At 71.1% G+C, this 23008-nt stretch carries 18 protein-coding genes; 8 read left to right on the top strand and 10 right to left on the bottom strand.

The genetic code is table 11. From position 1 onward, the window contains the following. Positions 1 to 38 precede the first annotated feature (38 nt). Positions 39 to 491, top strand: coding sequence for a hypothetical protein (locus tag AOK00_RS05115; protein WP_055599109.1), 453 nt, complete (start codon positions 39 to 41; stop codon positions 489 to 491). 25 nt (positions 492 to 516) lie between these two features. Beyond that, positions 517 to 1410: an LLM class flavin-dependent oxidoreductase gene (locus AOK00_RS05110; RefSeq protein WP_055599124.1), complete on the top strand. Its 894-nt coding sequence runs from the start codon at positions 517 to 519 to the stop codon at positions 1408 to 1410. Positions 1411 to 1594: 184 nt separating this feature from the next. Here the strand turns inward: AOK00_RS05110 and AOK00_RS05105 are convergent, their stop codons facing one another. Further along, on the bottom strand, positions 1595 to 2116 hold the full coding sequence (locus tag AOK00_RS05105; RefSeq protein ID WP_254047244.1) for a DUF6083 domain-containing protein: 522 nt from the start codon (positions 2114 to 2116) through the stop codon (positions 1595 to 1597). A gap of 259 nt (positions 2117 to 2375) precedes the next feature. Between AOK00_RS05105 and AOK00_RS05100 the strand changes: the two genes are divergently transcribed. After that, positions 2376 to 3257 (top strand): Cof-type HAD-IIB family hydrolase, encoded by an 882-nt coding sequence (locus AOK00_RS05100; protein ID WP_055599108.1) that lies wholly within the window; start codon positions 2376 to 2378, stop codon positions 3255 to 3257. A gap of 24 nt (positions 3258 to 3281) precedes the next feature. Here AOK00_RS05100 and AOK00_RS05095 read toward each other — a convergent pair whose 3' ends face one another. The 4 genes from AOK00_RS05095 to AOK00_RS05080 are packed head-to-tail and all read right to left on the bottom strand — an operon-like array spanning position 3282 to position 11235. Further along, complete coding sequence (locus AOK00_RS05095) at positions 3282 to 4994, bottom strand: GAF domain-containing sensor histidine kinase (protein ID WP_055599107.1); 1713 nt, start codon at positions 4992 to 4994, stop codon at positions 3282 to 3284. Between the two features lie 48 nt (positions 4995 to 5042). Beyond that, on the bottom strand, positions 5043 to 8687 hold the full coding sequence (cydD, locus tag AOK00_RS05090) for a thiol reductant ABC exporter subunit CydD (RefSeq protein ID WP_173861505.1): 3645 nt from the start codon (positions 8685 to 8687) through the stop codon (positions 5043 to 5045). Between the two features lie 19 nt (positions 8688 to 8706). After that, on the bottom strand, positions 8707 to 9708 hold the full coding sequence (gene cydB / locus AOK00_RS05085; RefSeq protein WP_055599105.1) for a cytochrome d ubiquinol oxidase subunit II: 1002 nt from the start codon (positions 9706 to 9708) through the stop codon (positions 8707 to 8709). Between the two features lie 18 nt (positions 9709 to 9726). Continuing rightward, complete coding sequence (locus AOK00_RS05080) at positions 9727 to 11235, bottom strand: cytochrome ubiquinol oxidase subunit I (RefSeq protein ID WP_055599104.1); 1509 nt, start codon at positions 11233 to 11235, stop codon at positions 9727 to 9729. A gap of 204 nt (positions 11236 to 11439) precedes the next feature. On the opposite strand from AOK00_RS05080, the gene AOK00_RS05075 reads away from it, so the two are divergent. Further along, on the top strand, positions 11440 to 11820 hold the full coding sequence (locus AOK00_RS05075; protein ID WP_055599103.1) for a cyclophilin-like fold protein: 381 nt from the start codon (positions 11440 to 11442) through the stop codon (positions 11818 to 11820). A 174-nt stretch (positions 11821 to 11994) separates the two neighbouring features. Here the strand turns inward: AOK00_RS05075 and hisC are convergent, their stop codons facing one another. Beyond that, positions 11995 to 13098: a histidinol-phosphate transaminase gene (gene hisC / locus AOK00_RS05070; RefSeq protein WP_055599102.1), complete on the bottom strand. Its 1104-nt coding sequence runs from the start codon at positions 13096 to 13098 to the stop codon at positions 11995 to 11997. Between the two features lie 672 nt (positions 13099 to 13770). Between hisC and AOK00_RS05065 the strand changes: the two genes are divergently transcribed. The 3 genes from AOK00_RS05065 (at position 13771) to AOK00_RS05055 (ending at position 17395) form a co-directional block, all read left to right on the top strand. Continuing rightward, complete coding sequence (locus AOK00_RS05065; protein ID WP_030317999.1) at positions 13771 to 14877, top strand: LacI family DNA-binding transcriptional regulator; 1107 nt, start codon at positions 13771 to 13773, stop codon at positions 14875 to 14877. Positions 14878 to 15135: 258 nt separating this feature from the next. Further along, positions 15136 to 16575 carry a metallophosphoesterase gene (locus tag AOK00_RS05060; RefSeq protein ID WP_254047245.1) on the top strand — a complete coding sequence of 480 codons (1440 nt, stop codon included), beginning with the start codon at positions 15136 to 15138 and terminating at the stop codon, positions 16573 to 16575. A gap of 160 nt (positions 16576 to 16735) precedes the next feature. Beyond that, positions 16736 to 17395, top strand: coding sequence for a hypothetical protein (locus AOK00_RS05055; RefSeq protein WP_055599101.1), 660 nt, complete (start codon positions 16736 to 16738; stop codon positions 17393 to 17395). A 59-nt stretch (positions 17396 to 17454) separates the two neighbouring features. Here AOK00_RS05055 and thiC read toward each other — a convergent pair whose 3' ends face one another. Beyond that, positions 17455 to 19248: a phosphomethylpyrimidine synthase ThiC gene (gene thiC, locus AOK00_RS05050; protein WP_055599100.1), complete on the bottom strand. Its 1794-nt coding sequence runs from the start codon at positions 19246 to 19248 to the stop codon at positions 17455 to 17457. Between the two features lie 211 nt (positions 19249 to 19459). Here thiC and AOK00_RS05045 point away from each other — a divergent pair, with 211 nt between their 5' ends. Beyond that, positions 19460 to 20896, top strand: a complete 1437-nt coding sequence (locus AOK00_RS05045) for a YibE/F family protein (RefSeq protein WP_437441388.1) — start codon at positions 19460 to 19462, stop codon at positions 20894 to 20896. 147 nt (positions 20897 to 21043) lie between these two features. On the opposite strand, the gene AOK00_RS05040 is transcribed toward AOK00_RS05045, so the two are convergent. The 3 genes from AOK00_RS05040 to AOK00_RS05030 all read right to left on the bottom strand — a co-directional run bounded on the left by AOK00_RS05040 (position 21044) and on the right by AOK00_RS05030 (position 22852). After that, the gene (locus tag AOK00_RS05040) at positions 21044 to 21487 is read right to left on the bottom strand and encodes an SsgA family sporulation/cell division regulator (RefSeq protein WP_055599121.1); all 444 of its coding nucleotides are present in this window, start codon (positions 21485 to 21487) and stop codon (positions 21044 to 21046) included. 138 nt (positions 21488 to 21625) lie between these two features. After that, positions 21626 to 22363, bottom strand: coding sequence for an IclR family transcriptional regulator (locus AOK00_RS05035; RefSeq protein ID WP_437441389.1), 738 nt, complete (start codon positions 22361 to 22363; stop codon positions 21626 to 21628). A gap of 270 nt (positions 22364 to 22633) precedes the next feature. After that, entirely contained in the window at positions 22634 to 22852 is a 219-nt protein-coding gene (locus AOK00_RS05030) for a DUF5326 family protein (protein ID WP_055599098.1), read from the bottom strand. Positions 22853 to 23008 lie beyond the last annotated feature (156 nt).

Raw genomic sequence — 23008 nt, 5'->3', positions numbered from 1 at the left:
CTGTCCGGCTCCGGCCCGGCTGAGGCATGATCGTTCCCATGGCTCACCCGCCCCTGCCCAGCACCGAAGCCGCCGTCGTCGCGATCCGCGAGCTCGCCCAGGAGTTCAACCTGGAAATGACGGTGACCGACGACATCGGCGCGGACCAGACGTCCCGGCGTACGTCCTCCGGCGCGTTCGCCGTCCTCGACAGCGACGGCTCGCTGCCGCACGAGGCCTACGTCGAGCTGGGCGGCTCGCCCTCCGTCACCGTCCAGATCTTCCCCGAGGACGACGCCCGGATCATCGTCGACGGCATCGAGTTCGCGGACGTCCCCCGCGACTCCGTCCCCGCCTTCGTCCGCGCGGTCCACGGCGGCGTCGCCCACGTGAAGGGACGTTTCTTCCCGCCCGGCTGGTGGCTGGTCGTCCCGCTGCCCGGCGACGAGACGTACAAGGAGCTCGTCCCCGACGCCTCGCTCACCCCCTGGATGAACCGCACCGTCCGCTGATCCTGCCGCGCGTATCGTGGCAGTCATGCGCTTGAGTACGGTGATCCTCCCCATCCACCGGTGGAGCGAGGGGCAGAAGACCTGGCAGCGGGCCGAAGAACTCGGCTTCCACGCCGCTTACACCTACGACCACCTGTCCTGGCGGACCTTCCGGGACGGCCCGTGGTTCGGGGCCCTGCCCACGCTCACGGCCGCGGCCACGGCCACCGAGCGGATCCGGCTCGGCACGCTCGTGACCTCGCCGAACTTCCGCCACCCGGTGACGCTCGCCAAGGAGCTGATGGCGCTCGACGACATCTCCGGCGGACGGATCACGCTCGGCATCGGCGCGGGCGGCAACGGATTCGACGCCACCGCGCTGGGGCAGGAGCCGTGGACGCCGAAGGAGCGCGCCGACCGTTTCGCCGAGTTCGTGCCGCTGCTCGACCGGCTCCTCACCGAGGACGCGGTGACGCAGCGGGGCACCTTCTACTCGGCGGACGAGGCCCGGAACATCCCCGGCTGCGTCCAGCGCCCCCGCCTGCCGTTCGCGGTCGCGGCGACCGGTCCGCGTGGACTGAAGCTGGCGGCCCGGTACGGGCAGGCGTGGGTGACGACGGGTGACCCGAAGATCTTCGAGGAAGGCACCCCGGAGCAGTCGGTGGCGGCGCTGCGCGGCCAGATCGAGAAGCTCGGGAAGGCGTGCGCCGACACCGGCCGCGAGGTGGCCGAGCTCGACAAGGTCCTGCTGACGGGCTTCACCCCGGACCGGGGCCGCCCGCTGGAGTCCGTGGAGGCGTTCGTCGACTTCGCGGGGCGCCACCGCGAGCTGGGCTTCACCGAGATCGTGATCCACTGGCCGATCCCGGACTCGGACTTCGCCGCCGACCAGCGGGTCTTCGAGCAGATCGCCACGGAGGCGCTCGCCCAGCTGGGCTGACGGCACGCCGCCGACGTCCGGGCAGCCGACGCCGGCGAGCGGGCAGCCGACGCCGACGTACGGGCAGCCGACGCCGACGTACGTTCGCCGGTGCTTTTCGGCAGCCCGCGCCGGCGGGCGGCCGCGCCGAGGCGTTCGAGCGGTCGACGCCTGCATGCGTTCGTCGAGGCGTTCGCCCGGTGGATCAGGCGATCCGCCGGGCGTGGCCCCGCCACAGGGCCAGCAGGACGGGGGAGCCGACCGGTTCCGGACTCGCCGCGCAGACGTCGAAATGACTGACCCGGCACGTGTCGGACGGCACGGCGGATCCCAGGTTGACCGCGGTTCCGTCCCCCGCGACCCGCCATCGGCTGCCCGCCGGGACGGCGGTGGTGGCCAGCTCCCCGGGCTCGATCATGATCCAGCGGCCCCGCACCGTCCGGTGCCAGACGGCCTGGCCCCCGCACCGCCGGCAGGCGGAGGTCGCCGGCCCAGCCGCTCTCGGTACGGAGGGCGCAGATCCCCCGGCACGGGGCTCCGGTACGCCGACGGCGGCCCGCCGCACGTCCCGTATCGCCTCCCCGAAGCGAATGTCCCGTACGACGCCGCCGCCGCGCACCGCGAACGGCGCGGCGCCGACCAGACCCGCCAGGACGTCCCCGACCAGCACCGGGTCCCTGGCGGGATGGGCCGCGCCGGCTCCATCGCACTGCGAGCAGAGGAGCATGCCGAGACTCGGGACCCACGTCCCGTACGGCGCACCGCAGGAGTCGCACTCGTCGTTTCTCCGGCCCGAGCCCATGCCCCGCCCCCTTGAGACGTCATCAGCTCTCAGGGATCTTCCCCGTCAGCCCGAAAACGAACGGACGTTTACGGCCACGTCGGGGCGTAAGCACCCGGCCGCCGGGGAAGGGGCTGCCCGAAAACCGCCACTCATATGTGCAGCTCCCCGCACGCCCGTGCGCTCGGTGCGGAAGAATGGTGCGGTGACCACTCCCCGTTCCCCGCGCACGCCCGCCCCGACGGTCCGACTGATCGCCACCGACCTCGACGGCACGCTCCTGCGCGACGACAAGTCCCTGTCCGAGCGCACGGTCGCCGCCCTCGCCGCCGCCGAGCGGGCCGGGATCGAGGTCTTCTTCGTCACCGGCCGCCCCGCCCGCTGGATGGATGTCGTCAGCGACCACGTCCACGGCCACGGCCTCGCGATCTGTGCCAACGGCGCCGCCGTCGTCGACCTCCACTCCGGAGGCACCTTCATCGAGGTGCGCCCGCTGGAGCGGTCGGCCGCCCTGGACGTCGTCGTGGCCCTGCGTGCCGCCGCCCCCGGGACCTCCTTCGCGGTCGAGCTCACCACCGGCATCCACTACGAGCCGCACTACCCGCCGTTCCACCTCGACCCCGGCGCGACCGTCGCCACCGCCGAGAAGCTCCTCTTCGAGGAGGCGCCCGGCGCCGCGGCCCCGGTCCTGAAGCTGCTCGCCAAGCACCCGGACCTCGACCCCGACGTGTTCCTCGCGCTGGCCAGGGAGGCCGCCGGAGACCGGGCCTCGTTCACCCGCTCGGGACCCTCCGCCCTCATCGAGATCAGCGGCCTCGGCGTCTCCAAGGCGTCCACCCTGGCCCGGTGCTGCGCCGAGCGCGGGATCACGGCCGACGAGGTCGCGGCCTTCGGGGACATGCCCAATGACATCGAGATGCTGCGCTGGGCGGGCCGTTCGTACGCGATGGGCAAGGCTCACCCCGATGTGATCGCCGCCGCCTCCGGCCGTACGGTCGGCAACAACGAGGACGGCGTGGCCGTCGTGGTCGAACAGCTGGTGGCGGAAGCACTGCGCGCGGCCGGCAGCACGGCTCCGCAGGTCTGAGAGGCATCCGCGGGAGCCACAGGACTACAGCGGCGCCTCCCACACCACTGTCGTCCCGCCGCCGTCCTCCCCGATGCCCGGCCCGCACCAGCTCGCGCCGCCCAGCGACTCGGCCCGGCGTGCCAGGTTGCGCAGACCGCTGCGCCGCCCGCCCGCCGGGATTCCGATGCCGTCGTCCGCGACCTCGAGCCGTACCCCGGCGGAGCCGTCGGGCAGGGTGACGCCGGCGTCGACGACCACCTCGATACGGCTCGCCTCCGCGTGCCGGAAGGCGTTGGACAGCGCCTCGCGCAGCGCGGCGATGAGGTTCTTGCCGGTGAGTTCGCCGACCGTCGCGTCGATCGCGCCGAGGAAGCGGTGCGCGGGCTTGAAGCCCAGCGGCACGGCAGCCATGTTGATCTCCCGCAGGACCCGCGTGCGCAGCCCCGACGGGGCCTCGGCGGGGCCCTGCTGGAGCGCGAAGATCGCCGTACGGATCTCCTGAATGGTCACGTCCAGCTCGTCCACGGCCTTGCCGACGCCCTCACGCACGGCCGGCACGATCGACCGGCGCTGGGCGCTCTCCAGCATCAGGCCAGTGGCGAAGAGCCGCTGGATGACGAGGTCGTGCAGGTCACGGGCGATCCGGTCGCGGTCTTCGTACACGGCGAGGCGTTCCCGGTCCCGCTGCGCGTCGGCCATCATCAGAGCCAGCGCCGCCTGCGAGGCGAACTGGGTGGCGAGCGTCCGCTCCGCCTCGGTGAAATGGCGCCCGCCCCGCACCCGGGGCGTGGCGAGCGCGCCGAGCACCCGCCCGCCGCTCTGCAGCGGCAGCATCATGCTGGGCCCGTACGGGGAGGTCAGCCGGCTGATCATGCGCGGGTCCGTCGAGGCGTCCGCCACGAAGACCGCCTCGCCCTCCAGGAGCCGCCGCACCACGGCACTCTCGGGCGGGATCACCACGCCCAGCGATTTCGTGGGCCTGGGCGAGGAGACGGCGACGATCTCCAGGCCGCCGTCCTCGGCGGGCAGCATCACGATCCCCGCGTCGGCGTCGGCGAGGCGGCGTGCCTGCTCGGCGACGACCGTGAGGGCGTCGTCCGCGTCCCCGCCGGAGAGCAGCGCGGTGGTGACGGCGACGGAACCGTCGATCCACCGTTCGCGCTGGCGGGCGGCCTCGTACAGGCGGGCGTTGCCGATGGCGATGCCCGCCTCGGTGGCGAGCACCCGGACCATGTGGACGTCGTAGTCGTTGAACTCGCCGCCGCCGTGCTTCTCCGCGAGGTACAGATTGCCGAAGATCTCGCCCTGGACGCGGATGGGAACACCGAGGAAGGTCCGCATCGGCGGGTGTCCGGGAGGGAAGCCCGCAGAGCGCGGATCGGCGGAGAGGTCGGCGAGGCGGATCGTCCGGGGGTCGCGGATGAGCGCGCCGAGCAGTCCTGCGTGGCCGTCCGGGCGGTGCCCGATCCGGCGGGCCACCTCCTCGTCGACGCCGAAGGTGACGAAGTCCGACAGGCCCTTGCCCTCCTCGTCGACGACGCCGATGGCGGCGTAGCGGGCGTCGGCGAGTTCGGCGGCGGTCTCGCAGATGCGGTCGAGGGTGGAGTGGAGTTCGAGCCCGGTGCCCACCGACCGCATGGCCTCCAGCAGCTGTGGCACGCGGGCGGTGAGCTCCGTGGACAGCCCCTGGAGGCTGCGGGTGGCCTGGGTGGCGGCTTCCAGGGGGTCCGAGGCGTCGGACGCTGCGGCGGTCATGGGCTTGAGCCTAGTAAGTCCTATTTGGCGAGAAAAGTCAGCCAGTGCCTACTGCCGCGGCCCGAGGTGCTCCCGGTCGCTCCCGGAGTTCGCCCCCGCGCCCGCGCCGACTGCCAGCAGATCGGTCTCCCGCTCCTGTTCCAGCATCCGGCGCAGCGGTCCGTCCTCCTCGGCGAGCTCCGCGTACGGGCCGCGCTGCACGGTCCTTCCCTCGTCGAGGACGAGCACCTCGTCGACCGCGTCGAGTCCGTGCAGCCGGTGGGTGATGAGGACGGTCGTACGGCCTTCGGTGGCCCGGAGCAGGTCGTCGGTGAGCGCGTCGGCGGTGGCCAGGTCCAGGTGCTCGGCCGGCTCGTCGAGGACGAGGACGGGGAAGTCGGCGAGCAGCGCGCGGGCGAGCGCCAGGCGCTGCCGCTGACCGCCGGACAGCCGGGAGCCGTGCTCGCCCACGAGCGTGTCGAGCCCCTCCGGGAGTCCGTCGACCCAGTCGAGCAGCCGGGCCCGGCGCAGCGCCTCGCGCAGTTCCTCGTCGCTCGCCCCGGTACGGGCGAGCCGCAGGTTCTCGCGGACGGAGCTGTCGAACAGGTGGGCGTCCTGGGCGCAGAGGCCGACGAGCCGCCGCACCGCGTCGCCGTCGAGCTCCCAGGCGGGCACCCCGCCGAGCCGGTACGTGCCGTGCTCCACGTCCAGGAACCGCAGCAGCACCTGGGCGAGCGTGGTCTTGCCGGAGCCCGAGGCACCGACGACGGCGACCCGGCGTCCGGCCTCCAGGGTGAGCCGGAAGTCGGCGAGCGCCTCCCGTTCCTGCCCGGCGTGCCGGGCGGAGAGCCCGGACAGTTCCAGCGGGAACGGGCTCGCCGGGGGAGTCGCGGGCCGGTCCGGTTCGTGTACGGGGACGGGGGCGTCGAGCACTTCGAAGACCCGTTCGGCACTGTGCTTGACGCGCTGCCGGTACTGGACGGCGAGCGGCAGCCCGGTGACGGCCTCGAAGGCGGCGAGTGGCGTGAGGACGACCACGGCGAGGGCCACGCCGTCGAGCCGCCCGTCCGCCACGGCCCGGACGCCGACGACCGCGGCTGCAGCGACCGTCAGGCCGCAGACCAGGGCGGAGAGTCCGGCACCGAGTGCGGCGGCCGCGGCCTGCCGGGAGGCGATGCCGGTGAGGGTACGGTCGGCGGCCCGCGTCCGCTCGATCCGCTCCCGCAGGGCGCCGGCCACGGTCAGTTCGGCGCAGCCGCGCAGCAGATCGGCCACGGTGGTCGCCAGGGCACCGCGCGCGGGGGCGAGCCGCCGTTCGGCACGGCGGGCGAGCGCGCCGCTGACCGCCGGCACGAGGACACCCGCGACGAGCAGGCCCACGGCGAGGACGGCACCGGCCTCCGGCAGCAGCCAGGCGGTGAACCCGGCGGAGACGACCCCCACGACGAGTGCGGTACCCGCCGGGAGCAGCCAGCGGAGCCAGTAGTCCTGGAGAGCGTCGACGTCCTGGACGAGCCGGGAGAGCAGGTCTCCGCGGCGGGTGCGGCGCAGCCCGGCGGGCGCGATCCGCTCCAGGCGCCGGTAGACGGAGACCCGGAGCTCGGCGAGCATCCGGAGGACGGCGTCGTGCGAGACGAGCCGCTCGGCGTACCGGAAGACGGCCCGCCCGATGCCGAACGCACGCGTGGCGGTGACGGCCACCATCAGATAGAGCACGGGGGGCTGTTCGGAGGCACGCGAGATGAGCCATCCGGACACGGCCATGAGCCCCACGGCGGACCCGAGCGCCAGGCTCCCGAGCAGCAGGGCGAGCCCCATCCGCCCCTTGAGCTCACCGGCCATGTCCCGCACCCGTCCAAGGACAGATCCGCGGGTCGTGGGCACATGCTCCGACCGGGGCGGAACCGGTGGGCACGTCCCCACAGCGGCGCCGCCCTCCGGCTCTGCACCCGCACCACCGGCGCCCGAGCCTCCCGCGCCCATACCCGCACCACCGGCGCCCGAGCCTTCCGCGCCCGTACCCGCACCACCGGCACGAGCACCACCGGCACCGGCACCCTCCTCCGGCGGCGCCGCGTCGACCCGCACCACCCGGTCCGCCACCGCGAGCAGGGCCGGCCGATGCGCCACCAGGAGCACCGTCCGCCCGGCCGCCAGCCGTCGCACCGCGTCGACGACCCCCGCCTCCGTCTCCCCGTCCAGCGCCGCCGTCGGCTCGTCGAGCAGCAGTACCGGCCGGTCGGCGAGGAATCCCCGCGCCAGCGCGAGCCGCTGCCGCTGCCCTGCCGAGAGTCCGGCCCCGTCCTCACCGAGCGCCGTGTCGAGCCCCTGCGGCAGCCCCGAGACGAACCTGTCCGCCCCCGCGTCCCGCAGGGCCTCCCGTACGGCCTCGTCCGAGGCGTCCGGGCGGGCGAGGCGCACGTTCTCGGCGATCGTCCCCGCGAAGAGGTACGGCCGCTGCGGCACCCAGGCGATCCGCGACCGCCATGCCTCCAGGTCCAGCGAGGCGAGCGGCTCGCCCCCGACCCGTACGGAACCGCCCTCCTCCGGCACGGCGAACCCGAGGACGACATCCAGCAGCGTCGACTTCCCGGCGCCGCTCGGCCCGACCAGGGCCACCGTCTCCCCGGGCTCGACCGTCAGGGACATCGCGTCCAGCGAGGGCTCGGTACGCCCGGCATGGCGTACCGTCACGCCCTCCAGCTCCAGCCGTACGGACTCCGGGGCCGCGGCCCCGCCCTCGTCCCGTACCGGCTCCTCCAGGACGTCGAAGATCTCCTCCGCCGCCGCGAGCCCCTCCGCCGCCGCGTGGAACTGCGCGCCGACCTGCCTCAGCGGCAGATAAGCCTCGGGCGCCAGGATCAGGATGACGAGACCGGTGTACAGATCGAGTTCGCCGTGGACGAGCCGCATGCCGATGGTCACGGCGACGAGCGCGACCGACAGGGTCGCGAGGAGTTCCAGCGCGAAGGAGGAGAGGAAGGCGATCCGCAGCGTGCGCATGGTCGCTCGGCGGTACTCCGAGGTGATCGCGCGGATCGACTCGGCCTGGGCCTTCGCCCGGCCGAAGATCTTGAGGGTGGGAAGCCCGGCCACCACGTCCAGGAAGTGCCCCGAGAGCCGGGAGAGCAGCTTCCACTGCCGGTCCATCCGGGCCTGGGTGTACCAGCCGATGAGGATCATGAAGACCGGGATGAGCGGCAGGGTGACGACGATGATCGCCGCCGAGACCCAGTCCTCGGTGACGATCCGGGCCAGCACGGCCACGGGCACGACGACCGCGAGCCCGAGCTGGGGCAGATAGCGGGCGAAGTAGTCGTCGAGCGCGTCCACACCGCGTGTGGCGAGCGCGATCAGAGAGCCGGCCTTCTGGCCGCTGAGCCAGCCCGGTCCGAGCGCGGCCGCGCGGTCGAGGAGCCGGCCCCGGAGTTCGGACTTGACCGCCGCGCTCGCCCGGTGGGCGGCGAGCTCGGTCAGCCAGGAGACCAGCCCCCGGGCCGCCGCGACGCCCGCGAGCAGCAGCAGGGGGGCGGTCAGGGCGGAAACCGACTGGCCCTTCTGGAAGGACCCCACCACGATCTCGGCGATGAGCATCGCCTGGGCGATGACCAGCGCCGCCCCGACGAGGCCGAGCGCGACCACCGCGGCCAGGAAGGCACGGGTGGCCCTGGCGTACCGGAGCAGGCGCGGATCGATCGGTTTCACGTGAAACATGCTCCCTGGAAAGGGCCGGCTAGTGGGACCCGGCGATGTGCTGCGTACCGATTCGCTTGCGGAACACCCAGTAGGTCCAGCTCTGGTAGAGCAGCACCAGCGGCGTCGCGATCGCCGCGCACCAGGTCATGATCTTGAGCGTGTACGGGCTCGACGACGCGTTCGTCACCGTAAGGCTCCACTCCGGGTTGAGCGAGGACGGCATGACGTCCGGGAAGAGCGCGAGGAAGAGCATCGCCACGGCTGCGGTGATGGTGACTCCCGAGAGCGCGAACGACCATCCCTCGCGCCCCACCTTGATCGCGGCGATCGCCCCGACCAGGGCCATCACGGCGATCAGCATCGCCGCGAGGCTCCAGCTGTCCCCGGTGTCGATCTGGGTCCAGATCAGGAAGCCGAGCGCGACCACAGCCGTGACCAGGCCCAGCTTGAGCGCGAGCGCCCGTGCCCGGATCCGGATGTCGCCGACCGTCTTGAGCGAGACGAAGACCGCGCCGTGGAAGGTGAAGAGCGTCAGCGTGACCAGACCACCGAGGAGCGCGTACGGGTTGAGCAGATCCCAGAAGCTCCCGACGAACTCCATGTCCTCGTCGATCTTCACGCCCCGGACGATGTTGCCGAAGGCCACGCCCCAGAGGAACGCCGGGATCAGCGAGGTCCAGAAGATGGCCTGCTCCCAGTTGCGCTGCCAGTTCTCCTCGGGCCGCTTCGCCCGGTACTCGAAGGCGACACCCCGGATGATCAGGCAGACCAGGATGATCAGCAGGGGCAGGTAGAAGCCGGAGAACAGCGTCGCGTACCACTCGGGGAACGCGGCGAAGGTCGCGCCGCCGGCGGTGAGCAGCCACACCTCGTTGCCGTCCCAGACAGGTCCGATGGTGTTGATGAGCACTCGCTTCTCGGGCCGGCCGCGGGCGAGCAGCTTGGTGAGGATCCCGACCCCGAAGTCGAAGCCCTCAAGGAAGAAGTAGCCGATCCAGAGGATGGCGATGAGTACGAACCAGACGTCGTGAAGTTCCATGCCTCGATCTCCTGAGCCTCAGTACGAGAAGGCCATGGGGCGGTCGGGGTCACGAGAGTCCCCGCCGATCTTGGTGGGCGGATTGAGGTCGTCCTCGGTGAGCTCCGGCGGGCCGGCCTTGATGTACTTCACGAGGAGCTTGACCTCGATCACGGCGAGCACGGCGTAGAGCGCGGTGAAGACGATCATCGAGGTGAGCACCTCGCCCGTGGTGGTGCCGGGGGAGACCGCGTCCCGGGTGCGCAGCACGCCGTAGACGACCCAGGGCTGACGGCCCATCTCGGTGAAGATCCAGCCCCAGGAGTTGGCGATCAGCGGGAACGCCATGGTCCAGAGGGCGACGATCCAGTACCACTTGCCCAGGCGGGGGCTGAGCGCCTTCCGCCTGAACAGGACCAGGTTCGGCACTTCGTCCTCACCGGTCCGCAGCCCCGGTGCCAGCATGAACTTCTTGCGGGTCAGCCAGAGGCCGAGCAGGCCGATGGACAGCGAGGCCATGCCGAAGCCGATCATCCAGCGGAAGCCCCAGTAGGCGACGGGGATGTTCGGCCGATAGTCGCCGGGGCCGAACTTCTCCTGCTCGGCCTTGTTGATGTCGTTGATGCCCGGGACGTACGAGGTGAAGTCGTCGTTCGCCAGGAACGACAGCAGGCCCGGGATCTCGACGGCCACCTTGTTGTGACCCTTGTCGACATCGCCGTACGCGAAGATCGAGAACGGTGCGGGCGCTTCACCGTCCCAGAGCGCCTCGGCGGCGGCCATCTTCATGGGCTGCTGCTTGAACATGACCTTGCCGAGCAGGTCACCGCTGATGGCGGTGCCGAGGCCGGCGATGATCAGGGTGATCAGGCCGAGTCGCAGCGAGGTCCGCATCACCGGGATGTGCTTCTTGCGCGCCAGGTGGAAGGCGGAGATACCGACCATGAACGCGCCGCCGACCAGGAAGGCCGCCGTCATGGTGTGGAAGAACTGGGTGAGGGCGGTGTTCTGGGTGAGCACGAGCCAGAAGTCGGTGAGCTCGGCCCGGCCGCGCTCCTCGTTGATCCGGTAACCCACCGGGTGCTGCATCCAGGAGTTCGCCGCGAGGATGAAGTACGCGGAGAGGATGGTGCCGATCGACACCATCCAGATGCAGGCGAGGTGGATCCGCTTGGGGAGCTTGTCCCAGCCGAAGATCCACAGACCGATGAAGGTCGACTCGAAGAAGAAGGCGATGAGCGCCTCGAAGGCGAGCGGCGCACCGAAGATGTCGCCGACGAAGCGCGAGTAGTCGGACCAGTTCATGCCGAACTGGAACTCCTGCACGATGCCGGTGACGACACCCATGGCGATGTTGATCAGGAAGAGCTTGCCCCAGAACTTCGTCGCCCTGAGGTACTTCTCGTTCTCCGTCCGGACCCATGCGGTCTGGAGACCTGCGGTGAGCGCGGCGAGGGAGATCGTCAGGGGGACGAAGAGGAAGTGATAGACGGTGGTGATGCCGAACTGCCAGCGCGCCAGAGTCTCTGGCGCCAGAGCGAGGTCCACGTCCTTTTCTCCTTACATCGCCGTGGTCACATCGGCAGTTTGCCCGGATAATCCCACCGATGAGGGGACGAACCAGGCACGCTTGTGAACGCGTTCACATTCACAAGCATTATTACTCATACGAAATCCGTACCTTCAGTCGGGGGTCCCCCTACCGAAGGCCACCCCTTCCCAGAGCCTTCAACATATTGTTGAATCCGGGGCATGACCCTTCGGATACGCATCGTCTGGCCGGCCGGACACACCACGGCCACCCTTGAGGAGACCCCCACGAGCACGGCGCTCGCGGGGACTCTTCCGATCTCCTCCACCGCCCGGACCTGGGGCGAGGAGGTCTACTTCGACACTCCGGTCTCCGCCTCCGTCGAGGACGGGGCGCGGCAGGTCGTCGACGCCGGCACGGTGGCCTTCTGGACGGAGGGCGACGCGCTCGCCCTCCCCTACGGCCCCACCCCGGTCTCACGGGGCGAGGAGTGCCGGCTCGCGAGCCCCTGCAACGTCCTGGGCGCGCTCGACGGCGACCCCCGGACCCTCGCCACCGTGCGGGACGGCGACCCGATCCGGGTGGAGCTCGTCAGCGGCTGACCGGCGTCAACGGCCGTTCTTCTCCAATGCCGGTCGGCTTCCACGTCCAGCTCGGCGCCAGTGGCCGGTCGGCTCCAGTGGCCGGTCGGCTTCCAGGGCCGGGTCGCCACCACCGGCCGGGTTCAACGTCACCGGCCGGGTCCCCCGGCACCGGCCGGTGGCGTCAGCGAGTGCTCAGCCCTCCTTGCGGAAACCCTCCGCCGCCTTCAGGAACAGGTCGTTCGCCTCGGTCTCGCCGATCGTGACGCGCACTCCCTCGCCGGCGAACGGCCGCACCATCACCCCGTGCCGCTCGCATTCCGCCGCGAAGTCCAGGGTCCGCTCGCCGAGCCGCAGCCAGACGAAGTTCGCCTGGGTGTCCGCCACGGTCCAGCCCTGCCCCACGAGACCCGCGTGGACCCGCTCGCGCTCGGCCACCAAGGAGCCGACCCGCCCGAGCAGTTCGTCCTCGGCACGCAGCGAGGCCACCGCCGCGTCCTGCGCCAGCTGGCTCACGCCGAACGGCACGGCCGTCTTGCGCAGCGCCGCCGCCACCGGCTCGTGGGCGACCGCGAAGCCGACCCGGAGCCCCGCCAGGCCGTACGCCTTGGAGAAGGTCCGCAGCACGGCGACGTTCGGCCGGTCGCGGTAGAGCTCGATGCCGTCCGGGATGTCGGTGTCGCGGACGAACTCGCGGTACGCCTCGTCGATCACGACCAGGACGTCGGAGGGCACCCGGTCGAGGAAGCGCTCCAGCTCGGCCCGGCGCACCGCGGTGCCCGTGGGGTTGTTGGGGTTGCAGACGAAGATCAGCCGGGTCCTGTCGGTGATCGCCGCGGCCATCGCGTCGAGGTCGTGCACCTCGCCCTCGGTCAGCGGCACCTGCACCGAGGTGGCCCCGCTGATCTGCGTGATGATCGGGTACGCCTCGAAGGAGCGCCAGGCGTAGATGACCTCGTCACCGGGGCCGGAGGTGGCCTGGAGGAGCGACTGGGCGACGCCGACCGAGCCGGTGCCGGTGGCCAGGTGCGAGACGGGCACGCCGAAACGGTCCGCCAGCTCCTCCGTCAGCCCCGTGCAGGCCATGTCCGGGTAGCGGTTGAAGTTCGCGGCGGCGGCCAGCGTGCTCTCCATGACCCCCGGCAGCGGCGGATACGGGTTCTCGTTGGAGGACAGCTTGAAGGCCACGGGACCGCCCGAGGCCGCCGGCCTGCCCGGCTTGTAGGTGGGGACGCCGTCCAGCTCGGCGCGCAGCTTCGGGCCCGTGCTCGTCCCGCTGGTCCCGCTGGTCTCGCTCACTCTGTGGCCTCCTCGACCGTCCGTACCGCCAATACTCCTCACCTTAAGAGGATTCCCCTCCGCTGCGAATGGGCTGTGGACAACAGGAGGGACACGCTGTGGACACGACCTCCGGGAGCAGCGGTCCCACGGCCCGGAAGCGACCTCCGGGAACGGCGCCCACTCGACCCGGAATCGACCCCCGGCGGAGCGCCCACTCGACCCGGAATCGACCCCCCGGCGCGGCGCCCGAGCCACCCGGCGCGCCCCCGTGGCACGGCACCCGCGCGATCCCGGCGCGCCACACGAGCGACCCGGCGGCCACCCCCGGCACGCCACCCCACCACGCCACCCTGAACGGCCCCCCGGAGCCATCCCGCGAGCCGTCTCGCGAACCGCCCCCGGAGCCGCCGCCGCCGTGGACCCGAACCGGGGGAGCGCGCGTCCGGGTGGCGCGCGCCGGTGGCGGGCGCCGTGGCGCGCATCACCCGTAGAGGTGAGTTGAGACCTCTTCGAGACCTCGCTCCCACGCCAGGCCTACGCCGTTCGGCAACCACTGGTCCCATGGCAAAGGCCCTAACTACCTTGGATTCTCTGCCTCTTGACGCCTTTCGGCCATGCAGAAACGTGCCTGTCAACGCCTGCATATGCGACCGGCCCAACCGCCCCTCATCGCCCTACTATCGGCTCGCCATGACAGCAGCAGGGAAGCACCAGGTGAGCCGGGCACAGACCCGGGGAAGCCGGCAGGGCCGGGCAGGCATCCGGGACGTGGCCGCCGCCGCCGGGGTCTCCATCACGACTGTCTCCGACGCGCTCAACGGCAAGGGCCGACTCCCCGACGCCACCCGCCGGCACGTGCGCGAGGTCGCCGACCGGCTGGGCTACCGCCCGTCCGCGGCGGCCCGCACGCTCCGCACCGGGAAGTCGGGACTCATCGGCCTGACCGTGACCACGTACGGGGATGAACCTTTCACCTTCACCGAATTCGCGTACTTCGCGGAGATGGCCAGAGCAGCCACATCGGCGGCGCTCGCGCGGGGCTACGCCCTGGTCATCCTCCCCGCCACATCCCGCCATGACGTCTGGTCGAACGTCGCCCTCGACGGCACCGTCGTCATCGACCCCTCCGACCACGACCCGGTCGTCACCGAACTGGTCCGGCAGGGCCTGCCCGTCGTCTCCGACGGACGCCCCGCCGGCACCCTTCCGGTCACGGCCTGGGTCGACAACGACCACGAAGCCGCCGTCCTCGATCTGCTCGACCACCTCGCCGACGCCGGCGCCCGCCGCATCGGTCTCCTCACCGGAACCACCACCGACACCTACACCCGCCTGTCCACCACCGCGTACCTCAACTGGTGCGAGCGGGTGGGCCAGGACCCCGTCTACGAGGCCTATCCGGCGCACGACCCGTGCGCGGGCGCCGTCGCGGCCGACCGGCTGCTCGCCCGACCGGACCGGCCCGACGCCGTGTACGGCCTCTTCGACCCCAACGGAACCGACCTCCTCGCGGCCGCGCGCCGCTACGGGCTGCGTGTCCCGGACGACCTGCTGCTGGTCTGCTGCAGCGAGTCGACCGTCTACGCCACCACCGAACCGCCCATCACGACGCTCTCGCTCAAGCCGCGCCGCATCGGCACGGCCGTCGTCCAGCTCCTCATCGACGCCATCGAAGGGATCGACACCGACGGCCCGGTCGAGCGGGTGATACCGACCGAACTCATCGTCCGCACCTCCTCGCAGCGCCGTTCACCGCGCACCACCGTCAGCCCGCCGCGCTCACCCGCGAAGGACTGACACCCCGCCAACCGGCTCCACCGAATCCGCCGTCCCCGCCCCTGCCCGTGGGCCGGGGCGGCGAAACCGGCCACCCGACCGGCCCCAACCCTGGACTCGACCTTCTCAATTCGGGCGAAACAACCGGTGAACCCGGAGTGGACCCGGATTCACCACCCCTGGTGCGTCACACAGGAGGAACCTCATTCCTATGATGGGCGCACGACACCGCGGACCACCCCGACCAGGCCGGTCCGCGATGTGCAGGGCATCGCGACCGTGGTGGAGGGGTCCATGACTCAGGGGGCCGGGCAGGAGCCCGTGGTGCGCACGGCGACATTGCGTGACTTCCGCGTACCGCCGTACGCCCGTGTGCCCGTACAGGGCCATGCCACCGATCCGACGACCACGGAGCCTCTGCCGGTGCCGCCACCGGCCGAACCCGCTCCCCCGGAGCACGCACCCGTGGCCGCACCCGCCGTACCCACGGCGCCTGCAGGCGAGGCGGTACCCGCGGCCTCCGTGCCCGCGGCCGTGCCTCCCGCCACGCCCGCCGTCCCCACGCACGCGCCCGCCGTCCCCACGCACGCGCCCAGCGCGCCCGCGCCCACGGCCGGTCCGCCGGCACCCGCGCCCGCGCCCGCGCCCGCCGAGCCGACCCTGCATCTGGGACGTCGTACCGCTCCCACGTACGCCCCGGCCCCCGCCCCCACCGGCTCCTCCATCATCTCCGTCGCCACCGGCCACCCCGGGAACGCCTTCCCCGAGGGCGGGATGCCCGAGGGCTACACCCCGACCGAGCGCGACCTCCCGGTCATCAACCGCGGGGACACCGTCCAGGTCCCGGTCGCCACCGAGCCCGCGCCCGCCGCCGAGCCCGCCCCCGCGAGCGGCGAAGGTCCCGGTCCGCTCTACGTCGTCGGCGACGTCCACGGCTATCTCGACGAGCTCGTCGAGGCCCTCCGCGCCCAGCGGCTCATCGACGAGAACGGCAGCTGGGCCGCGGGCAACGCCCGCCTCTGGTTCCTCGGCGACTTCACCGACCGCGGCCCCGACGGCATCGGCGTCATCGACCTCGTCATGCGCCTCTCCGCCGAGGCAGCCGCCGCCGGCGGCTACTGCAAGGCCCTCATGGGCAACCACGAGCTGCTGCTCATCGGTGCCAAGCGCTTCGGCGACACCCCGGTGAACTCCGGCGCGGGCACCGCCACCTTCCAGGCCGCCTGGCTGCTCAACGGCGGCCAGAAGCACGACATGGACCGGCTCCAGGACGTCCATCTGCAGTGGATGTCCCGGCTCGACGCCGTGGTGCGGGAGGACGACCACCTCCTCCTGCACTCCGACACCACCGCGTACCTCGACTACGGCCAGACCATCGAGGACGTCAACGACACGGTCCACGAGATCCTCAACCGGAACGACGCCGACGAGGTCTGGGACGTCTTCCGCAAGTTCACCAAGCGCTTCGCGTTCCGCGACGAGGGCGGCCCGCAGGCCGTCCAGGAGCTGCTCTCCACCTACGGCGGCTCCCGGATCGTGCACGGCCACAGCCCCATCCCGTACCTCCTCGGCCAGGTCGGCACGGAGGAGGGCGAGGGCAGTTCGGGCCCTCTCGTCGACGGACCGCACGTGTACGCGGACGGTCTGGCGATCGCGATGGACGGTGGAGTGACCATGGCCGGAAAGCTACTGGTCGTCCAACTCCCCCTGAACGGCTGACGCATAACCCTCCGCATCCGGGGAAGTCGAATTCCGGAAACACCCTGTCAGCGCGTGGCACCGCCGCAATACCATCGGGTCCATCCGTAGCAGGCTCTCCTCCGTTTCCGCCCAACCGACCGTTTCCGACGGCTGATCCGGGCCTACGGAGCATCGGGGGATGCACATGAACGTGGCTCCGCACCTGCTGACCGAGGACCGCGCCGAGTACGAGCGGGTCCTCGACGACGCACTGAGCACCGCCCACGCACGTCCGGATCTCGCCGGAGCGGGAACCCGGCTCTCGCTCGCCCAGCTGCGCTCCCTGACCCTGAACGCGACAACTCTGGTCACCAGCGCCGCGGCGAGCGAGTACGACCACTTCGTGAAGGTCCGCGAGCAGCACCGCGCGGCCCTCGGGACCAGGACACCGGCGTCCCCGGACCGTCCGGGCCCCGGCCCCGGCGTCGTCGCGATCCTCACCGTCATGGTGCCCGTCCTCGCGGGCGCGGCCGCCGTCATCTTCCTGCTGGTCGGCGCGGTCCTGCACGCCGTCGCCCCCACCGTGGCGTTCGGGGCGACGCTGCTCACGGCCGGCCTGGTCTTCGGCGCGGTGGCGGCCGCGGGACTGCTCGGGGCGGCCGCCGGTCTCCTCGTGACGGCCCTGCGCAACAGCCCGGCCGAGGTGAGCAGGGGCGGTCCGCCCGCGGCCGCTCCGGACGACGAACTGTCCCGCGCCCGGGAGGCCTGGCGCCGGGCCCTCCTGGAGCGGGGCATCCTGCCCTTCCTCCGCGACGTGCTCGCCGCCACCACCCCGCCCACCGGCCCACCGGGCACCTGAGACACCACCGGCCCGCGACTCCCCCGGGGTCGCGGGCCGGCACGGTCTCCGGGCGGGGGTCAGTCCGCCAGCGGCAGGTAGACGCGGTTGCCGGTCGCCGCGAACTCGGCCGACTTCGCGGCCATGCCCGCCTCGATCTCGTCCGCCTTCAGGTCGCCGCCGTGCTCCCGCCGGATGTCCTGCGAGATCTTCATCGAGCAGAACTTCGGACCGCACATCGAGCAGAAGTGCGCGGTCTTCGCGGGCTCCGCCGGCAGCGTCTCGTCGTGGAACTCACGCGCCGTGTCCGGGTCGAGCGCCAGGTTGAACTGGTCCTCCCAGCGGAACTCGAACCGCGCGTCCGAGAGCGCGTCGTCCCATTCCTGAGCGCCCGGGTGCCCCTTGGCGAGGTCCGCCGCGTGGGCCGCGATCTTGTACGTGATGACACCGGTCTTCACGTCGTCGCGGTTCGGCAGGCCCAGGTGCTCCTTGGGCGTGACGTAGCAGAGCATCGCCGTGCCCCACCAGGCGATCATCGCCGCGCCGATGCCGGAGGTGATGTGGTCGTACGCGGGCGCGACGTCCGTGGTCAGCGGGCCGAGCGTGTAGAACGGCGCCTCCTCGCAGATCTCCTGCTGGAGGTCGATGTTCTCCTTGATCTTGTGCATCGGGACGTGCCCGGGGCCCTCGATCATCGTCTGCACGTTGTGCCGCTTGGCGATCGTGTTCAGCTCGCCGAGCGTGCGCAGCTCCGCGAACTGCGCCTCGTCGTTGGCGTCCGCGATCGAGCCGGGGCGCAGCCCGTCGCCGAGCGAGTACGTGACGTCGTACGTCGCGAGGATCTCGCAGAGCTCCTCGAAGTGCGTGTAGAGGAAGTTCTCCTTGTGGTGGGCGAGACACCAGGCGGCCATGATCGAGCCGCCGCGCGAGACGATGCCGGTCTTGCGGCGCGCGGTGAGGGGCACGTACGGCAGGAGTACGCCGGCGTGCACCGTCATGTAGTCCACGCCCTGCTCGGCCTGCTCGATGACCGTGTCCTTGTAGATCTCCCAGGTCAGGTCCTCGGCGCGGCCGTCGACCTTCTCCAGCGCCTGGTAGAGCGGAACGGTGCCGATGGGCACGGGGGAGTTGCGCAGGACCCACTCGCGGGTGGTGTGGATGTTGCGCCCGGTGGACAGGTCCATGACCGTGTCGGCGCCCCACTTGGTCGCCCAGGTCATCTTCTCCACCTCCTCCTCGATGGAGGAGGTGACGGCGGAGTTGCCGATGTTGGCGTTGACCTTCACCAGGAACCGCTTGCCGATGATCATCGGCTCGATCTCCGGGTGGTTGACGTTCGCCGGGAGCACCGCGCGGCCCGCCGCGATCTCCTCCCGTACGACCTCGGGGGAGACGTTCTCGCGGATCGCCACGTACTCCATCTCCGGGGTGATCTCCCCCCGGCGGGCGTACGCGAGCTGGGTCACGGCCTGGCCGTCGCGGCCGCGGCGCGGCAGACGCGGCCGGCCGGGGAAGACCGCGTCGAGGTTCTTCAGGCCCCCGCCGCGCGGCGAGGTGTGCTTGATGCCGTCGTCCTCGGGGCGGGCCGGGCGGCCCGCGTACTCCTCGGTGTCGCCGCGCGCGATGATCCAGTTCTCCCGCAGCGGCGGAAGGCCCCGCCGTACGTCGGTGTCGACGGTGGGGTCGGTGTACGGGCCGGACGTGTCGTACAGAGTGACGTCCTTGCCGTTGGTGAGGTGCACCTGACGGACCGGCACCCTGAGGTCGGGGCGCGAGCCCTGGACGTACCCCTTGTGCCAGCCCGGCGTGCGGGCGCCGTCGGCAGAGGTGTCGTCCTGCCCGGAGGCAGGCGTGCGTGCATCCTGAATGGTCATGAGACCGATCTCCCTACGCCGGCATTACCCGGTAACAGGTTCGGCGGTCGGCGCAGCCTCTTCCCGTACGTACATCAGTACGCGCGTACGGTGATCAGCGCCCTCTCAGCCCGGTGCTCCGAGCTCCCGCGTGTGCAAAGGTGCCACCACGCTAGCGTCATCCCTGGCGTGCTGAACAGTGGGCCCCCGCCGTTCTTGCGATGATCGGTCGGTGACTTCCCCCCAACAGACTCCCGAGCCGCACGGCCACGACCACGATCACAGCCCCCACGAGCATGATCAGCCACACGGCTCTCACGGGCACGGTCCGGCGCACGGATCGCACGGGCACGGTCCGGCGCACGGATCCCACGGGCACAGCCACAGCCACGGGCCCGCCACCCCGGTGTCCCGGCATCTGCGCCGGGTCATCGCCGCGATCCTGGTCCCCTTCGCCACGGCGGTCGTGGTCGGACTCGTGGTCCTGTGGCCCGGTGGCACCCCGCCGCACGAACGCACCGGCGTCGGTTTCGACCGGCAGACCGAGCAGGGCAAGGTCGTCGCCGTCCAGCAGGTGGACTGCGCCTCCGTGAACGCGGGGCAGGTCCCGCCGACCGGTGACACCTCGACCCCGCAGGGACGCGAGGCGGTCAACGCGCAGCAGGGGGAGTGCGAGAAGGCGACGATCGAGGTCACCAGCGGTCCGGAGAAGGGGCGTACGTTCACCGAGATCGTGCAGCCGGACGCACCGCGCCAACTGCACGAGGGTCAGGGCGTGGTGGTGGCCTACGCCCCCGACGCCCCGCGCGATCTGCAGTACTCGGTGACCGATGTGAACCGGAAGGTCCCGCTGGCGGTGCTCGCCGGGATCTTCGCCGTCGCGGTCGTGGTCGTCGGCCGGATGAAGGGCGTGATGGCCCTCATCGCGCTGGCCGTGAGCTTCCTGATCCTGACGTTCTTCATCCTGCCGGCGATCCTGGAGGGGTCGAATCCGCTGGTCGTGGCGGTGATCGGATCGAGCGCCATCATGCTGATCGCGCTCTACATGTGCCACGGACTCTCGGCCCGCACCTCGGTCGCGGTGCTCGGGACGCTGATCTCCCTGCTGCTGACCGGTCTGTTCGGCTCGGTGTTCATCGGCTGGGCCTCGCTGAGCGGCAACACCGACGACAACACCGGACTGATCCACGGCCTGTACCCGGAGATCGACATGTCCGGCCTGCTCCTGGCCGGGGTGATCATCGGTTCGCTCGGTGTGCTCGACGACGTCACGGTCACCCAGACGTCGGCGGTCTGGGAACTGAACCAGGCCGATCCGGGCATGGGGCCGCGCGCGCTGTACCGGGCCGGGATCCGGATCGGCCGCGACCACATCGCCTCGGTCGTGAACACCCTGATGCTCGCCTACGCGGGTGCCGCCCTCCCGCTGCTGCTGCTCTTCTCCATCGCGCAGAGCAGCATGGGGACGGTGGCCAACAGCGAGCTGGTCGCCGAGGAGATCGTCCGCACGCTCGTCGGGTCGATCGGTCTGGTCGCCGCCGTGCCGCTCACCACGGCGCTCGCGGCCCTGGTGGTCTCCGCCGACCGCACGGACGCCGGTGGCCGGGCGGGCACGGACATCCGGAAGCCCGCGGCGGTACGGGGCGGACGGCGCCGCCGCGCGAAGTGAGGTGTTGCGCCGGTCCAGGCGCGCCGAGCCGGTACGCGGGGACGGGCCGGGCCGGTACGCGCGGACGCGCGCCGAGCCGGTACGCGCGGACGCGCGCCGAGCCGGTACGTGGGGACGTGCGCCGAGCCGACGTGGACGGGCGCCGGCTCAGGCGGCCGGGCCCGCGTTCTCCTCGGCCAGAATCCGGCCCAGCGCGGCTTCCAGGTTGTCCTCGAAGTCACCGAGTGTCCGCTCCTGGCCCAGTGGAACCAGTTTGTCCGTTCGGTCGAGGAAGGCGACCAACGGCGGCGCGCTCGCCCGGAACAGGGCACGATCGCCGCCGACCTGGAGCCGGATGGAGACGTCCGAGAGGCCCTCGGGCTCCGTCGGGGCGATGTGCACATCGCCGTCCCCGCTCGGCCGGTTGATCCCGTCGAGCAACAGCTCCCTGCCGAACGCCCAGGTCACTGGCGCGTCCCCGGGGAGGTGGAAGGTCATCCGCACCGCGTAGGGATCCCGGGTCTCGTATCGGAGTTCAACCGGGATCTTGAAGGAGAGCTCCTCGGAGACGAGGAAGCTCATCAGGACCTCGGCCTGAACCGACTCTCGCATCATGTACCCCGCAGTAGATGAAGCAGTTGTGTAAACACAGCTGCTGAAAGCTGTGACCGAAACGGCCAGGAATGATCCCCCGTGGCCCTCTTGACGCAATCGTGCTGTAAGCACTAGCAGATCACAAGGAGTGATTTTTCAGATACTGATAGAGAACGCGAGTGAACTGAAGAGCTTTCCGATCTCCGTGCGTAGTTGCTCGACTGCTGGGAGCAACCGTTCTTCCTGGTGAAGGGGTAGGGAAATGGCCATTGCGGCCGCCGTGGAGCCCGCAGTGATGGGGATTGCGGCACAGACCGTGCCGAGCGCATATTCCTGACGCTCCACCAGGGGCTCCATTCGTCCCAAACCGCCCAAACGCTCCAAAAGCGCACGACGGTTACGCACCGTGTACGGAGTGATGGCTTCCACCGGGTGGCGGTCGAGGTGGTCTTGACGAGATTTCAGATCGAGTTGGCTCAACAGGCACTGCCCGATCGCATGGGCGTGCCCGGTCTCGCGAAAGTCGGCCCATTCCTCGACCGCGGGAGCGGAAGGGGTGTCGGCGACAGCGACGAGCTCGATCTCCCCCTCGCGGTAGAGGGCGAAGTAGACCGGCACACCGATCGCGTCCCGCCAGCGGGCAAGGGAGTCTTCGATCTTGATGCGACGATTCTGCACATCTCCGCCGCCGGCCAGTCGGACCGCGGCGTCGCCAAGGACGAACACACCCTTCTCGCGGACCAGATAGCCCTCGTGCGTCAGGGTGCGGAGCAGGTGGTACGTGGTGGGCAGCGGAAGGCCCGTCTCACGGGCGAGCTGTTTGGCCGGGGCGCCTTCCGCGTGGGAGGACACAGCCTCCAGGAGTCTCAGTGCGCGCTGCACCGAGCCGATCAGGGTAGGCGCAGCCGTCTGCGTAGCCGTGGCCAAAGGTCACCCCCAGGCGTGACGACGGATGCAGTGCACCCGCCCGCGGGGGCCGCCCCCGCGCGCCCGCCGGGCCTGGGAAACCGCTGGTCAGTACGGAGGTCTACGCCTGTAGTCCCCAACGCGGCGGAGGGATTCCACTCTAGTGGCAGCTCCTGGGGCCGCGCCCTGATTCGACCAGCGCGTTCCCCCGGCCGGGCTAATACCCTCCGTCGCCTTCATACCGATCGGTAGCTTGTGCTACCACTCCTCGCGGGACCGGTCCGAGGAGCTGAACTTCCGTACGACGTAGATCAGTCCGGCGACGAGGGCCACGAAGAGCAGCACCTTGAAGAGCAGTCCGACCACGACGGCCAGGACGCTGGTGATCAGTCCGCCGAAGACGAGCAGTGCGAGCACGGGTATGGCGACCCACTTGACCCACCACGGCATCCCGGCGAGAACCTCCTGTACGGCCATCGTCCTCTCCCTCGCTCTCGAAGATCTGTTCCGCACACTCCGTGCCGAACACCCTCAAGGCTAGGTTCCGGACGAGGCGCCCGGGGGCCCTGCGGCCCCCGCTCTCCCCTGATCCGCCCCCTAGGGGGTGTCCCCGCTCGACCCTCAGGCCTCCGG

Origin of the sequence: Streptomyces aureus (assembly GCF_001418135.1) — a bacterium.
Classification (GTDB): Bacteria; Actinomycetota; Actinomycetes; order Streptomycetales; family Streptomycetaceae; genus Streptomyces; species Streptomyces aureus_A.
The sequence above is the reverse complement of the archived record's forward strand: the minus strand, read 5'-3'. Positions and strand labels throughout refer to the sequence as shown.